Annotated in this window: 11 protein-coding genes; 3 read left to right on the top strand and 8 right to left on the bottom strand. The window is 71.1% G+C overall.

The window, feature by feature from the left end; genetic code table 11:
- Nucleotides 1-274 precede the first annotated feature (274 nt).
- Both VFZ70_16350 and VFZ70_16355 read right to left on the bottom strand, forming a co-directional pair.
- On the bottom strand, nucleotides 275-1,072 hold the full coding sequence (locus tag VFZ70_16350; GenBank protein HEX6257381.1) for an ABC transporter permease subunit: 798 nt from the start codon (nucleotides 1,070-1,072) through the stop codon (nucleotides 275-277).
- Nucleotides 1,072-2,010 (bottom strand): ABC transporter ATP-binding protein, encoded by a 939-nt coding sequence (locus VFZ70_16355; GenBank protein ID HEX6257382.1) that lies wholly within the window; start codon nucleotides 2,008-2,010, stop codon nucleotides 1,072-1,074. Before VFZ70_16355 ends, VFZ70_16350 begins: the two co-directional genes overlap by 1 nt.
- Before the next feature lie 212 nt (nucleotides 2,011-2,222).
- Here VFZ70_16355 and VFZ70_16360 point away from each other — a divergent pair, with 212 nt between their 5' ends.
- Entirely contained in the window at nucleotides 2,223-2,402 is a 180-nt protein-coding gene (locus tag VFZ70_16360; GenBank protein ID HEX6257383.1) for a hypothetical protein, read from the top strand.
- 66 nt (nucleotides 2,403-2,468) lie between these two features.
- On the opposite strand, the gene VFZ70_16365 is transcribed toward VFZ70_16360, so the two are convergent.
- The 3 genes from VFZ70_16365 to VFZ70_16375 all read right to left on the bottom strand — a co-directional run bounded on the left by VFZ70_16365 (nucleotide 2,469) and on the right by VFZ70_16375 (nucleotide 6,193).
- On the bottom strand, nucleotides 2,469-2,609 hold the full coding sequence (locus VFZ70_16365; protein ID HEX6257384.1) for a hypothetical protein: 141 nt from the start codon (nucleotides 2,607-2,609) through the stop codon (nucleotides 2,469-2,471).
- 125 nt (nucleotides 2,610-2,734) lie between these two features.
- Nucleotides 2,735-5,287 (bottom strand): cation-transporting P-type ATPase, encoded by a 2,553-nt coding sequence (locus VFZ70_16370; protein HEX6257385.1) that lies wholly within the window; start codon nucleotides 5,285-5,287, stop codon nucleotides 2,735-2,737.
- A 447-nt stretch (nucleotides 5,288-5,734) separates the two neighbouring features.
- A complete protein-coding gene (locus tag VFZ70_16375; protein ID HEX6257386.1) occupies nucleotides 5,735-6,193 on the bottom strand; it encodes a DUF1801 domain-containing protein in 459 nt (152 codons plus the stop codon).
- 519 nt (nucleotides 6,194-6,712) lie between these two features.
- Between VFZ70_16375 and VFZ70_16380 the strand changes: the two genes are divergently transcribed.
- Nucleotides 6,713-9,355 (top strand): cation-transporting P-type ATPase, encoded by a 2,643-nt coding sequence (locus tag VFZ70_16380; GenBank protein ID HEX6257387.1) that lies wholly within the window; start codon nucleotides 6,713-6,715, stop codon nucleotides 9,353-9,355.
- Nucleotides 9,356-9,518: 163 nt separating this feature from the next.
- Here the strand turns inward: VFZ70_16380 and VFZ70_16385 are convergent, their stop codons facing one another.
- Together VFZ70_16385 and VFZ70_16390 are read right to left on the bottom strand one after the other, a co-directional pair.
- The gene (locus VFZ70_16385; protein HEX6257388.1) at nucleotides 9,519-10,487 is read right to left on the bottom strand and encodes an NAD(P)-dependent alcohol dehydrogenase; all 969 of its coding nucleotides are present in this window, start codon (nucleotides 10,485-10,487) and stop codon (nucleotides 9,519-9,521) included.
- 254 nt (nucleotides 10,488-10,741) lie between these two features.
- A complete protein-coding gene (locus VFZ70_16390) occupies nucleotides 10,742-11,845 on the bottom strand; it encodes a hypothetical protein (GenBank protein ID HEX6257389.1) in 1,104 nt (367 codons plus the stop codon).
- A gap of 180 nt (nucleotides 11,846-12,025) precedes the next feature.
- On the opposite strand from VFZ70_16390, the gene VFZ70_16395 reads away from it, so the two are divergent.
- On the top strand, nucleotides 12,026-12,316 hold the full coding sequence (locus VFZ70_16395; protein ID HEX6257390.1) for a 2TM domain-containing protein: 291 nt from the start codon (nucleotides 12,026-12,028) through the stop codon (nucleotides 12,314-12,316).
- A gap of 128 nt (nucleotides 12,317-12,444) precedes the next feature.
- Here VFZ70_16395 and VFZ70_16400 read toward each other — a convergent pair whose 3' ends face one another.
- A complete protein-coding gene (locus VFZ70_16400) occupies nucleotides 12,445-13,776 on the bottom strand; it encodes a hypothetical protein (GenBank protein HEX6257391.1) in 1,332 nt (443 codons plus the stop codon).
- Nucleotides 13,777-14,315 lie beyond the last annotated feature (539 nt).

Genomic DNA, 14,315 nt, shown 5'->3' on the forward strand with positions numbered 1-14,315 from the left:
GAGATGGGGTTCGCGCGGGGAGTGGGCAGCCGCATGCTCTTCATGGACCAGGGCGTCGTGCTCGAGGAGGGCGAACCAACGCGGATGTTCGCCGATCCGCAGCATCCGAGGACCAAGGAGTTCTTCTCACAGATCCTCTGACGGCCGCCCCGGCCCACTCGGCCGTCCGGCAGGCCACGAGCCTCGCCGATGACGCCGCGCACACCGTCACAGTCCGGCGATCCCACGTGCACCACCGCACTGCTCCGAGCGTTGTCCGGCGGTCCGGCGGCGCCTACGTGGCGATGTCGCGGCGTTCGAGCAGCGGGCTGCTCAGCACCACCACCACCAGGCCGACCACCGCCATCGCGGTGGCATAGCCCCCGCTCATCCCATTGATGATCGGTTCGGTGCCGATCGCGTGCTGGAACGGGGAGAGGAAACGCCACGGCTCCACCTCGTCGACCAGGGCTCCCACGGCGAACAGCAGATAGGAGGACACGGCGGCCACGCCGGCGACCGTGATCGCCGGACCGCGACGGCCCGTGGCCGCGCCCACGGCCAGGGCGAGCAACCCGAACTCCGCACCGAGCAGCGTCATCGAGATCGCGGCAGCTGCTGCGTACCCGACCGTGAGCCCCAGGTCGACCACCGGACCGAACGCGATCATCGTCACGAACAGCACCAGCCCGAGGACCGAGACGCCGGTGACCAGTGCAAGCGCCTTCTCCGCCAGCATCCGCGTGCGCGACAGGGGCGTCGCCAGCAGGACCTCGAGCGTGCCGGTCTCCTCCTCGCCTGCCACGGCGCGCGCGCCCCGGCCGATGCCGTAGACGAGGAACAGCGCCGGACCGAGCAGGCTGAACAGCTCGGCGTTCAGGAAGCCGGGGCCGGTCGTCATCGCTTCGATGTTGAACAGCTGCCCGAACACGTCGGGGTACTGCTCCAGGAACACCTCCAGATCCGGCATGTCACGGACCATCGGGTAGATGAGGACGAACAACGCCGTCATCGCCGCGATGCCGGCGCTCCAACCGACCAGTCCCCGGCGCTGGTCGTACAGGGCCTTGGCGTACACAGTGCTCGGCCGCATCACGACGCCTCCCCGGTGTAGTAATCCAGAAAGATCTGCTCGAGGTCGGCCTCGTGGGTGACGACGTTCTCCAGCCCCGTATCCCCGGCGACGCGCATCAGGCCCTCGAGCGATCCCTCCGTCACGGCATGGACACGGCGGCCGTCGCCGCGCACCTCGCGGACGCCACGCTGGGCGCGGAGGGCGTCGAGCGGAGGCTGACGCACGAACGTCAGGTCCAGGCGGCGCACCGCCCTGGCCTTCAACGACGCGACCTCCTCGACGACGACGAGCCTGCCGTCGCGCACGATGCCCACCGCGTCGGCGATCTGCTCGACCTCCGACAGCACGTGCGACGACAGGAACACGGTCCGTCCCGCGTCGCGCGCCTCACGTGTCAGCGCCAGGAACGTCCGCTGCATCAGCGGGTCCAGGCCGCTGGTCGGCTCGTCGAGCACCAGCACCTGTGGGTCGTGCATGAACGCCTGGATCAACCCGACCTTCTGCCGGTTGCCGCTGGACAGGTCGCCGATCCGACGACCCAGGTCCAGTTCGAGCCGCTGCGCGAGCTCGTCGACCCGGGGCCACGACACGCCTCCCCGCAGATCACCGAGGAACTCGAAGTACTGACGTCCCGCGAGGTCGTTGTAGGCCACGAAGTCGCCGGGCAGATAGCCGACCATCCGGTGCACGGCGCGCCTGTCTGCCCACACGTCGTGTCCACCGATCAGAGCGCGGCCGCGGGTCGCCCGCAGCAGACCGAGCAGGAGGCGGATCGTGGTCGTCTTGCCCGCGCCATTGGGTCCGAGGAAGCCGAACACGGCACCGGTCGGTACGTCGAAGTCCAACGCCTCGACACCCACCGTCGCGCCGTAGTGCTTGGTGAGATCGTGGACGCGGATCGCCGGTTGGGTCGCGGACGACCGCGGGCGGGCAATGGGTTGCGGCATCGTGTCCATCGGCGCTCCTCGCGTGTACCCACGACCACTGAAGCGGACGGCGCCCTGTCACGCAGGGCCGGTGGGCCCGATCCTCTGCGTCCAATGCGCCCGTGCCGGCAGGCGACGGACCCGAGCCCTTCGGGTCGAAGGCACCTCGGGGTCCGCCGGGCCAGACGGCGTCAGCGACACCGCAGTTCCACCACGATGACGATCCGGAGGAAGTACAGCGCATGCGCGGCCGGGTCCGCTCGGAGGACGCGTCGCTTGTCGGGCTCGCGCGCTTCACGCGCGACGCGAACCCGCGGGAGTTCGAACGCGCCGTTGCTGACTTCTACACCCGCAACGCCGATCGCCGGGCGCCGTCGGAGCGCAACGCCCCCGGCCCGGCACGGCGGAGGGCCGAGGGCTGACCTATGTGGTGGCGACTGGTTCTACCCCCACACGGTCAGCCGGTTCGAGTTCGGCTGCCTGCACAGCTACTCGACGAGTCCTACGGCCTTCCACTTCCACTCGCCGTACCAGGTGCAGGCGGAGTTCCTGGCCGACGTGGCCGAGTTGTCCCGTCCCGAGATGCCGACGGTGATGATGCAGACGGCCCGCGCCCGTGGCAACGCCATCCTCAGCGGTGCCTTCGTCAACGGCGCCGCCTACAGGATCGGGAATCCTCGCCCCTGGTAGGGGCGAGCTGTCGCGCCTACCCAGCCGAGGACGACCAAACGCCTGCGCCGTGATCCGCCATCCGCTACCCACCAGCCGACGCGTCGCGATCGCGCACGACGCGCACGGTCTGCGTGGCGGCCAGTGGTACGAGTGCCAGGGCCGCAGCGAGGAGCCAGCCTGCACCGGGGATCGCGGTCAGTCCGAGCAGGTCGGCCAATGGCCGGATGCCCAGCGCGGCGGCCTCGAGCACAGCGGTCGTGGCGAGCGCGGCCCACAGCCACGGGTTGCCGGTGGCGCCCCGGAAGCCCGACCCGCGATCGGTGCGGGCGTTGAACACTGTCAGCACCTGGCCGGCGGACATCGCGATGAACGTCGTCGTCTGCGCCTGGGCGGTGTCGAGGTCGAGCCACACCAGGGCCGCGCCGTACGCGGCCAACCCGACGGCGGCCACGAGGGTCGCCTGGATGAGGATCCGGCGTACGACGTCCCGGGAGATGACAGGTTCGGCAGGGTCACGGGGCGGCTCGCGCATGACGTCGGTACGGCTCGGTTCCAGCGCGAGCGCGAACGACGGCAGCACGTCGATCACGAGGTTGTTCCACAGGATCATCAGCCCGACCAGCGGCGGCGCGAACCCGAAGACCAGCGACGCGGTGATGACGGCCACCTCTGCGACGTGCCAGGAGAACAGGAACTGCCCGAACCGGCGGATGTTCGCGAAGATCCGGCGGCCCTCCTGCACGGCCGTCTCGATCGTGTCGAACTCGTCGTCGAGCAGCACGATGTCAGCAGCCTCACGCGCGACGTCGGTGCCGGAACCCATCGCGACGCCGACGTCGGCCTGGCTGAGCGCGGGCGCGTCATTGACGCCGTCACCGGTGACCGCGACGACATCCCCGGCACGCTGGAGACCCTCCACGATGCGCAGCTTGTGCTCCGGATCGACCCGGGCGAACACCTCGACGTCCGCGATCACCTCGCCGAGCTCGTCATCGCCCATGACAGCGATGTCCCGCCCGCGGACGACCCGGCCGGTCGACAGGTCGATGTCCTCGGCGATCGCACCCGCGGTGTCAGGTCGGTCTCCGGTGATCATCACCGTACGGATACCCGCGTCGTGCAGCGTCGCGACCGCCGCGACGGCTGTGTCGCGCGGGGGGTCGTGCATGCCGATGACCCCGACCACATCGAGGTCGACGAACAGCTCATCGTCGGCCGCATCGTCGCCCGGCGCGTCCCGCCGGGCGACCGCCAGGGTGCGCAGAGCCTCGCCGGCCATGCGGTCGGCCGCCTCGACCAGGCCACCATGACGATCGGGATCGAGCAGCGCCTCCGGCGCGCCCTTGACGTGCACGATGCCATCGACCACAACGGCCATCCGCTTGGTCTCGGAGTTGAACGGCACCTCCCGGCTGCGCTCGTGCTCCTCACGCAGTGCGCGCCAGTCCACGTCGTGCTCGCCGGCGGCGCGCAGCAGTGCGACCTCCGTGGGGTCGCCCACCGGATCGCCGTCAGGGTCGATGTCGCCGTCGTTGCACAACGCGGCGCTGACCCACAGTGCCCGCTGGTCGGCACCGTCCGCGAGTGCGAGGTCGACCACGTCCATCTGGTTGCGGGTCAGCGTGCCGGTCTTGTCCGAGCACACGACGGTCGTCGAGCCCAACGTCTCGACGGCGGGCAGGCGACGCACAAGGGCGTTGCCGGCGGCCATGCGACGCATGCCGATCGCCAACGTCAGCGTCGCCACCGCCGGCAGCCCCTCCGGAACGACCGCGATCGCCAGCGCGACAGAGATCTCGACCACCTCGTTCACCTCGCGTCCGCGCAGCAGGCCGACGCCGAACAGCACCGCGGCGCCGGCGACGACGATGACGGCGAGCCGGCGGCTGAGGTGCTCCAACCCCTCCTGCAGCGGCGCCTTGGTGGTGTCGGCCGAATCGGCCAGATGGGCGATGCGGCCCATCTCGGTCGCCCGACCGGTCGCGACCACGATCCCACGGCCGTATCCCGACGAGGCGGTCGTGCCCATGAAGAGCATCCCGACCCGGTCCCCGACCGGCGCGTCCGCGTCGACCGCGTCGGGGCGCTTGGCGACCGGTTCGCTCTCGCCGGTCAGCGCCGACTCCTCGACCGCGAGATCCTCCGCGCTGAGCAGTCGGACGTCGGCCGGCACCCGCTCGCCCGCCTCCACGATGACCACGTCACCCGGCACGAGGTCCGTCGCGTCGATCTCGTCGCGCCGGTTGTCGCGCTCGACATCGGCGACCGAGCGCATCATGTTCCTCAGCGACGCGACCGACCTGGCCGCCTGCAGTTCGGTGATGAACCCCACGACGGTGTTCACGACCAGCACGACCACGATGGCCGCAGCCTCGATCACCTCTCCGACCACGAAGCCCGCGACGGCGGCGCCGATGAGCAGCACCACGACGGCGTTGGCGATCTGGTCCCAGACCAGGCGCCACCACGGTGTGCCGGTGTCCTCGCCGAGGGTGTTGCGCCCGTAGCGCTCCCTGCGCGACTCCACCGCGTGACCCGGCAAACCCGTCGCCGGGTCGACGTCCACCGTCGACGCGACCTTCTCGGCCGCCATCGCGTGCGGATCTTCGATGACTACGGAGACATCGTCAGGCATCCATGCACCTCATCGGGGCTGCTTGTCCACGCGAGCCGCGTCCCGGCGTCACAGGACTCAACGCCATGCTGCACGGCCGCGTCGCCCGGCCGGTCCAACCGGCTCCTGCGGACGACGCCGCGCACGCCCCACATGTGATACTCCCCGTCAGGCAACCACTGACACGCGCGTCAGGGTTGCGCCACCGTTGAGCGCTGCCGGGCTGCGCCGCCGACGTCACCGTCACCCACGCCGCACCGAGCACCCACCCACCGACCACCTCCGACAGCCGGTGCACGCCCAGGTGCAGACGGGAGACACCGATGGGGAAGCCACGACCACCGCGGTCGACGAGGCGCGTCGCGTGGCGGTCAGGTGCGAGATCAGCCACGCCAGCGCGCCGTCGCATGCCACGGCCCGGGCGCTGTGGCCGGACGGGGAACGCGTACCTGACTCCGCGCGCCGCCGTCAGCCCACGGCGGTCTTCACAAGCTCGACGACCTTCTCCTCCACGGCAGGGGACCACTCGACGAGCGCGAACGCCGTCGGCCACATCGCACCGTCGTCGAGCCGCGCGGGATCGTTGAAACCGAGCGTCGAGTACCGGTTCGAGAACTTCTGTGAGCCCTGGAAGAAGCACAGGACCTTGCCGTCCTGGGCGTAGGCGGGCATGCCGTACCAGGTCCTGGGCGCCAACTCCGGCGCGGTGGCGGTGATGACCGCGTGGACGCGTTCGGCCAGGACGCGGTCCGCGTCCGACATCTCGGCGATCTTGTCGAGCACGGCCTGCTCGTCGCCCGCCTTCTTCCTGCCGCTGCGGCCGGCCTCCTTCAGCTCACGGACGCGCTCTCTGATGGCGGCGCGCTCCTCCTCCGTGAAGCCGTCCGACGCCGCGGTGGGCGTCGTAGACCTCTCCGTGTCAGTCATCGTGCGGCCTCCCGTTCGCGTCGCAGCCGGGCCGGTGTCCCCGCCGTCGGTGTGCAGGCTACGGGCGACGCGGCGGTCGCGCTTCTCCGATCCTGACCGGTCGCGTCCACCTGCACGCCTTGGCGCAGCCCCGCTGCCGAGGCCGCTGCGGAGACGAGCGCATGGTCGCGACGTGGCCCAGACCGGCGAACGCCCGCGCCGCGTTGCGCGGATCACGGAGCTCTGCCGCCACAGCACCGGCGCACGCCCGGCGAGCTCGCGCCGCGGGGGCCACGTGCACCATCGGTGCGTGAGGTCGACGTCCCGGTCGTCACCATGGTGCTGCCGGGCTGACGCGGCACCACGGGCGTGAGACCATGCGCGTCAGCCTGACGCGGTCCGCATCTCGAGCGAAAGGAGCAGCGATGCCCACGGGACGGATCGGGTGGTTCGACGCCGCCCACGGCCAGATCGTCGAACAGCGGGACGAGCAGCGCGACAGCCGCACGTGAAGACGTCCCGCTCACCCAGGGGGTTCCCATGCCCGCCCTCGACGTGTCTCCGTCCGCCGGCCTGACTGAAGCCGAGGCCCGCAGACGGCGCAACGCGCACGGTCCCAACGTCCTGCCCCGGCCACCGCGGATCCCGGGTTGGCGTCGCCTGCTCGACCAGCTCACACATTTCTTCGCGGTGATGCTGTGGATTGCCGGAGTCCTGGCGTTCATGGCGGGTCTGCCCCAGCTCGGGGTCGCGATCGTCGTGGTCGTGCTGGTCAACGCCGTCTTCGCCTACGTCGAGGAGCACCGGGCGGACCGGGCGGCGGAAGGGTTGCGCGAGCTGCTGCCGCGGCAGGTGACCGTTGTCCGCGACGGCCGTCGGCGCCAGGTCGACGCGGCCGATCTCGTACCCGGCGACCTGGTGGTGCTCGCCGCGGGCGACCGCATCTCCGCCGACCTCGTCGCGACCACCGCACATGCGTTGGCGGTCGACACGTCGACGCTGACCGGCGAGAGCGTCCCTACACACGTCGAGGCCGGAGAACCTCTGTACGCCGGGACGTTCGTCACGGAGGGCGATGCCGAGGCGCTCGTCACCGCGACGGCCGCCGACACGCGGCTGGCGCAGATCGCCACGCTGACCCAGGCCGGACCCCGTCCGCCGAGCCCGTTGACCCGGGAGCTGCACCGCGTCGTGCGCACCATCGCCACGATCGCCGTAGGGGTCGGCGTCGCGTTCTTCGCCGTGTCGCTGCTCGTCGGCACCGCACCGTCCGAGGCGGTTGTGTTCGCCATCGGCGTCACTGTGGCCCTGGTGCCCGAGGGCCTCCTGCCGACGGTGACGCTGTCACTTGCGATCGGCGCCCAGCGGATGGCGCGGCGCAACGCACTGGTGCGTCGTTTGGACGCTGTGGAGACACTCGGCTCGACGACGTGTGTCTGCACCGACAAGACAGGCACACTCACGCGCAACGAGATGCAGGTCGTCGACGTGTGGACGCCGGCCGGCGCCGCCCGCATCCGAGGCACGGGCTACGCGCCGACCGGCGTGGTCGATGCCGACGAGGGCACCATGCCGGCACTGCGCAGGCTGGCGGAGACGAGCGTGCTGTGTTCGGGGGGACGGGTGGTGCGCCGCGCCGACCGCTGGGTCGCCGAGGGGGATCCGATGGAGGCGGCGCTCGACGCGTTCGCGCAGCGACTCGAGGTCGCTGTCGACCGCGCCGGCGCGCCGACAGGACGCTTCCCCTTCGACCCGCGACGCCGTCGCATGTCGGTGCACACCGACGGCGTGCTGCACGTCAAGGGTGCACCGGACGCCGTGCTGCCCAGGTGCACCGACGCGGGCGACGCCCGGACCACGATCGGACACTTTGCCGAACGCGGTCTGCGGGTGCTCGCGGTCGCGCGTCGCCGCTGGAACGGCACGCAGGATGCGACCGCCGACGAGGCCGAACGGGATCTTGAGCTGCTCGGCCTGGTGGGCCTGGAGGACCCACCCCGTCCGGCCGCGGCAGCCGCGATCGCGGATTGCCGCGCCGCCGGGGTGATGGTCGCGATGATCACCGGAGACCATCCGGCGACGGCGCTGGCAATCGCGCGGGAGGTCGGGCTGGTCGGCGACGACGGGCGGGTGCTGACCTCGGCCGACCTGCCGACGGACGACGAGCACCTCGGCGCGGTGGTCGATCGTGACGGCATCGTCGTCGCCCGCGTCACACCGGAGGACAAGCTGCGCATCGCGACCGCGCTGCAGCATCGGGGACACGTTGTCGCGATGACCGGCGACGGCGTCAACGATGGCCCCGCCCTGCACGCCGCCGACATCGGCGTCGCCATGGGCAGATCCGGGACGGACGTGGCGCGAGAGGCCGCCGACCTCGTCCTGCTCGATGACGACTTCGCCACCATCGTCGCCGCGATCGAGTACGGCCGGGCGACGTTCGCCAACATCCGGCGCTTCCTCACCTATCACCTGTCCGACAACGTCGCAGAGCTCACCCCGTTCCTCGTCTGGGCGCTGTCCGGCGGTCGCTTCCCGCTGGCGCTCGGCGTGCTGCAGGTGCTCGCGCTCGACATCGGCACCGACACGTTGTCCGCGGTGGCACTGGGCGCCGAGCCGCCCACCCCCGGCATTCTGCGATCCGCACCGGCCAGTGGACGGCTGCTCGACAGCAGGGTCGCCCGCCGTAGCTTCGGGCTGCTGGGCCCCACCGAGGCCGCGTTGGGAATGCTCGCCTTCCTGGCGACCCTGACGGCCGTCGGCTGGCGGCCCGGACTCCCGTTCCCTGCGGGACCCGTCCTTCTGACCGCGTCAGGTGCGACGTTCGCCACGGTCGTGATCGGTCAGACCGCCAACGCGTTCGCGTGCCGCAGCGATTCCCGGTGGGTCGGCGCGCTCGATTGGCGGAGCAACCGCTTGCTGATCGTCGCGGTGTTGATCGAACTGGCGGTCACCGGTCTGTTCCTGTTCCTGCCGGTCGCTGGCGACGCTCTGGGACACGCGCCGCCTGCTGTCAGCGGATGGACGGTCGCGGCACTGGCCGCGCCGGCAGTGATCGCGGTGGACGCGCTGGACAAGTGGCGCAGACGTCGCCGAGGACGCGACGACGCCGGTGCCGCGACCGACGGCAGGCGCCGGGGCATCACCGGCGGAGCGAGGTCGTCCACCGTCCAGCCCAGCTGAGCGACGACCTCCACCACGCGCCGCGGCGGAGCATCGACGCCGACAGCCACGCCGTACACACATGCGGCGGTGAGCGCCCGATGGGTCATCTGGCCCGGGGCCAGGTGGCCGTCGAGGCGTGGTCGACCGCCCCGGCCGGTGGGCTCGCTCCTGACGATCCCCGTCATACCGTGACGACGACCTTCCCGCGCGCGTGACCCTGCGCGAGGTACGCGAAGGCCTCGGCCGCCTCGGTCAACGGGAAGGTCCGGTCGATGACCGGCCGTACCTGCCCGTTCTCCACCATCTCGGTGAGCGCCGCGAGGTCCGCGCGCGACGGCTCCGAGACGAACAGCCGCATGCGCTGCGACACGAACGGCGACCACGCCAGGGCCCGGACCATCCGGGGCAGCGGGCCGAGCCATCGGCCGCCAGACGTCCCGTTGTTCGGGACCAGCGTGCCTTCAGCCGTCAGCGCACGACGGAGCTGGGACAATGAATGGTTCGCAACGTTGTCGAGGATCACGTCGTAGCGTGCGCCAGTGCGTGTGAAGTCCTGCTGGGTGTAGTCGACGACCTCGTCGGCACCGAGCCGACGGACCAGCTCGACGTTGCGGGTACTGCAGATCCCGGTCACATGCGCCCCGAGCGCCTTGCCGATCTGCACGGCGTAGATGCCGACGCCACCGGACGCACCGTTGATCACGATCCGCTGACCGGGCTGGACCTGCGCGGTGTCTCTGAGCGCGTGCAGCGCGGTCAGGCCCGACATCGGCACCGCAGCGGCCTGCTCGAACGTCAGATCTGCCGGCTTGGGTGCAACGGCGTCCTGCACGGCCGTCGTGTACTCCGCGCAGCTGCCGTCGCCCTGACCGTAGACCTCATCACCCGGGCGAACCTGGTCGACGTCGGCGCCGACCGCCTCGACGATCCCCGCGAAGTCGTAGCCCGGCGTCGCCCTCCTGGGTCGCCGGAGCCCGAACAGCAGCCGCATCAACAGCGGTCGCCCCTCCATCAACAGCAGATCGCCGGGGTGGACTGCAGCCGCGCGCACACGGATCAGGATCTGGTCATCGCCGACGTCCGGCACCGAGACGTCGATGAGCTCGAGTACGTCGGGCGTGCCGTACCTGTGCTGGAGCACCGCCTTCATGGTCCTGTCCTGCCGCGCACGTGCGCCGCCGTCGGCGCCGGGTCGTCGGAGTCGGTGTCAACGTGGCCTCAGCGTGGCTGGTTGCCGAGGGCGAGGGACCCTGCCACGAAGGGCCGTTCGGGGTCGGCCGATGCAGGCACCTGGCCGTGTGACCCGCCGACAGCGGTCGTCGGCCACCAGCGCCGCCACGCACCGCGGGGATGCTCGTGGTCACACCCGTGTGCCGGTGGTCACACGATGACCGCGCGACTCGCTCACCGCGTTGATCCCTCCCCGGCGGCGGTCCGGGTGCTGCTCGCGCTCGGCGTGGTGGGACCGGTCGCGCTGCGGTGACCGGCATGACGACGCCCACGGCGGTGATCGGATGCGTGACGCTGGTGGTCGGCAGGAGCACGTTGTTGCTTCCTCGACTGCGCCCTCGGCATGCGTCCGCGCGGCTCCGCCGGGACACGCCATGCCCGCCACAACAGCACCACCAGAGACCAGCTGACTGCGGCGAGCGCGACCGACGCCAGCGGGGACGGGAAGCGCAACAGCACCAGCGTCGCCGCAACCGTCAGCACCGTGACGTAGGCCAGGCGCCTGCTCCGCGGCGCCCCGGTCGCCGCAATGGCCAGGAGCCCCGCACCGGTCGCCACCAGCGCCGCGAACCACACCGGCTCACGCCACGCCCGCCCGCCGCCCGTCCCGGCGGTCGCCTCCGCACGGTCGGCGATGCCCAGCATCGTGCGACGCTCCATTGCGAAGCCGATCGGCCCGACGACACGGTCCCAGACCGCGTCACCGATCGGGCCCACCGTCGCATTGCGGTTGCGCACCACCAGTCGGCTGTGCCCAGCACCGTCGGATCGGACCGCGAACGTCCAGGTCCATGGCGCGTCCTCGGGCGCCGTCGGGCGCGACGGCGTCGACGCTGCCAGGACGAGGGCACGGCCCGGCTCCACGTCGGCCACGACGAGACCGAGGTCGGCGGGGTAGCCCGGTTGCGTGATCCAGATCTGATCGCCGACGACGACGTCCTGCTCGTCGGGCAGGACCCTGTCGACCGACTTGATGTCCATGCCGAACACCCGCTCGAGCCAGTCGTAGCTGTACAGACCGCCACGCCCCTGCCCGAACTGTGCGATCCACGGCCACACCCCATCGGGTGGAGTGCGCACGGTCACCGCGCGCGTCGTGACCATCGCGGGGTCCTCGATCAGCTCGTCGCCGGGCAGCGTCACGGCCACCTCGGCATCGGTCGCGCCCCAGCGGTCGGCCCACCGCTCCACGCCCACCGCCCACGCGGCACCAGCCACGCCCAGGATCAACGCCAACCAACCGACCCCTGCACCGATCCGCTTCACCAGCGTGACCATCGTCGTGCTCCCGCGTCGCGCACCGAGCCCGCCGCCTGTGGCGGGCGCCTATGCCAATACTGCTGGCCGGCGTCGGCGCGCACACGGGCGAAGGCAGGCACATCCAGGGCCGAACGACCTCACTCCGGCGCCACGTGTCGAGGAGGCTGGCACAGGATCGATCCGGTCCCGGAGGTTGCCATGTCGACGACACTGGACACACACAGCGACCCGCTGCGGGCAGAGGCGCTGGAGCGGCTACGGAAGCGCGACGAGTTCCAGACGCACCTCGTCGCGTACCTGCTCGTCAACTCGACGCTCGTCGCGATCTGGTTCCTCGCGACCGGCGCAGGGTTCTTCTGGCCGATGTTCCCGCTGCTCGGCTGGGGCATCGGGCTGTTCTTCCACGCCTGGGACACGTTCCGACGACCCCCGTCCGAGGAGCGGATCCGCCGGGAGATGCAGCGGCTCGGTCCCAGCCGACCCGAGTGACCGAGACCGACGCCGTGCCCGTGCGTCCAGTCGCCGAGCGGCCCGGGCTGTCGCAGCGACGCGCCGTCAGCATGCCGTGGCCGAGCTCGACAGCAACAGCGCGGTGCCACCGGGTACCGGGACGACCTTCATCGCCGTGACGCGGCGAGGCTGTCCACCAGCGGTGCCATGGCCTCGGCGAGCGTGGGCCGTCCCGCATCCTGCAACTCGTAGGTCGCGTGTCGGATCGGCACGTCAACGTCGAGGACGCGACGCAGGTCGATCGGCGTCCCGGTGACCACGACATCGCACGGCGTGGCCGCGATGGTCGCTTCGAGCTCGTCGACCTGCCGCGTGCCGTAGCCCATCGCAGGGAGCAGGGCGCCGATGTGGGGGTAGCGGGCGAACGTGTCAGCGATCGATCCGACGGCGTACGGACGCGGGTCGATCAGGTCGCCGGCTCCCGCGTGCTGTGCGGCCACGGTCCCGGCGCCCAGTGCCATGCCACCATGCGTCAGGCTGGGCCCGTCCTCGATCACGAGCACGCGCTGTCCGGTCAGCGGCGGTCCGGGTTCGAGCGTGACCGGCGAGGCGGCCCTGACGATGGTGGCGTCTGGGTTGGTTCGGGCGACCGTCGCCACGACGTCGTCCACCGCTGGCGGCGGCGCTGCATCGACTTTGTTCACGACGACCACGTCGGCCATCCGCAGGTTGACCTCACCCGGGTGGTAGGACACCTCGTCGCCGGGCCGCAGGGGGTCGGTGACGGTGATCAGCAGGTCCGGGGCGTAGAACGGGAAATCGTTGTTGCCGCCGTCCCAGATCACGATGTCGGCCTCGGACTCCGCCTGGCGCAGGATCGCCTCGTAGTCCACGCCGGCGTACATGACCATCCCCTGCCGCACCGGCTCCTCGTACTCCTCGCGCTCCTCGATGGTCGGGGCCGCCGCGTCGATGTCGGCCAGCGTGGCGAAGCGCTGCACTCGCATCGCTTCCAGGTCCCCGTACGGCATCGGATGCCGCACGAGCGCGACGCGGTACCCAGCGTCCATCAGCAACCGCCCGACCCGACGGCTGGTCTGGCTCTTGCCCGCCCCGGTTCGCGTCGCGCACACGGCGACGACGGGCCGCGAGCTGCGCAGCATCGTCGCCTTCGGCCCGAGCAGCGTGAAGTCCGCGCCGGCGGCCATCGCGATGGACGCGCGGTGCATGACCTCATTGTGGTGCAGGTCGGAGTAGGCCAGCACGACCTCGTCGACATCATGCTCGGCGATGACGTCGGAAAGGCGCTCCTCACCGACGATCGGGATCCCTTCGGGATAGCGCGGCCCGGCCAGGCCGGCGGGATATGTGCGGTCGGCGATCCCTGGGATCTGCGCGGCTGTGAACGCCACCACGGTCACACCGGCGTCATCGCGGTACACAACGTTGAAGTCGTGGAAGTCACGCCCACCCGCCCCCATGATCACCACAGTGCGCATACCACTCCCCTCCCTTGCCACAGACCGATCACGACGCCGCGGTCGGCCGGCCGTGCCGGCCAGCGCATCCGTCGTCGGTGATCCGCGCTCACGCCAGCGGATCCAGACGTACACCGGGATCGGTCGCCATGCCCATGCCCAGACGGGACGGGGCGGCTGCTGTCGTCGTGGCCACGTGCGCTCACTCCCTCACCCGGAGCCGAGCGTCCTTCCAGACTCCCGCGAGCGCCAGGGTCGAAGGACCCGCCCCACGCGCCGTAGCGCCCGCGACGACAGACCCGTGCGTCGACCCCACAATCGCCGCGCGCAACGCCATCGGGGCGAGTCGTTGCCGACGCCGCCGGAGGGTCCACGTCGTTGGCGCATCCTGACTGCCGAGCCCGAAGATCGGCTGCCGGGCCGCGACCGTCGGACGGTCATCGCCGCAGGTCTGCCACCTGTTCCAGCCGTCCCAGCTTGTGCGGGTTGGCGATCGCGTAGATCCGGGTGATCCGGCCGTCCTCGACCACCACACTCACCGCGGTGGTCGCGCCACGCCT

Source organism: Euzebyales bacterium (assembly GCA_036374135.1).
Classification (GTDB): domain Bacteria; phylum Actinomycetota; class Nitriliruptoria; order Euzebyales; family JAHELV01; genus JAHELV01.

What these genes read in the sequence shown, in the direction of transcription:
- VFZ70_16360 (HEX6257383.1), top strand. Translation starts at nt 2,223, where the DNA reads ATGCGCGGCCGGGTCCGCTCGGAGGACGCGTCGCTTGTCGGGCTCGCG.
- VFZ70_16355 (HEX6257382.1), bottom strand. Translation starts at nt 2,010, where the DNA reads ATGGACACGATGCCGCAACCCATTGCCCGCCCGCGGTCGTCCGCGACC.
- VFZ70_16350 (HEX6257381.1), bottom strand. Translation starts at nt 1,072, where the DNA reads ATGCGGCCGAGCACTGTGTACGCCAAGGCCCTGTACGACCAGCGCCGG.
- VFZ70_16365 (HEX6257384.1), bottom strand. Translation starts at nt 2,609, where the DNA reads ATGGCGTTGCCACGGGCGCGGGCCGTCTGCATCATCACCGTCGGCATC.
- VFZ70_16380 (HEX6257387.1), top strand. Translation starts at nt 6,713, where the DNA reads ATGCCCGCCCTCGACGTGTCTCCGTCCGCCGGCCTGACTGAAGCCGAG.
- VFZ70_16395 (HEX6257390.1), top strand. Translation starts at nt 12,026, where the DNA reads ATGTCGACGACACTGGACACACACAGCGACCCGCTGCGGGCAGAGGCG.
- VFZ70_16390 (HEX6257389.1), bottom strand. Translation starts at nt 11,845, where the DNA reads ATGGTCACGCTGGTGAAGCGGATCGGTGCAGGGGTCGGTTGGTTGGCG.
- VFZ70_16375 (HEX6257386.1), bottom strand. Translation starts at nt 6,193, where the DNA reads ATGACTGACACGGAGAGGTCTACGACGCCCACCGCGGCGTCGGACGGC.
- VFZ70_16400 (HEX6257391.1), bottom strand. Translation starts at nt 13,776, where the DNA reads ATGCGCACTGTGGTGATCATGGGGGCGGGTGGGCGTGACTTCCACGAC.
- VFZ70_16370 (HEX6257385.1), bottom strand. Translation starts at nt 5,287, where the DNA reads ATGCCTGACGATGTCTCCGTAGTCATCGAAGATCCGCACGCGATGGCG.
- VFZ70_16385 (HEX6257388.1), bottom strand. Translation starts at nt 10,487, where the DNA reads ATGAAGGCGGTGCTCCAGCACAGGTACGGCACGCCCGACGTACTCGAG.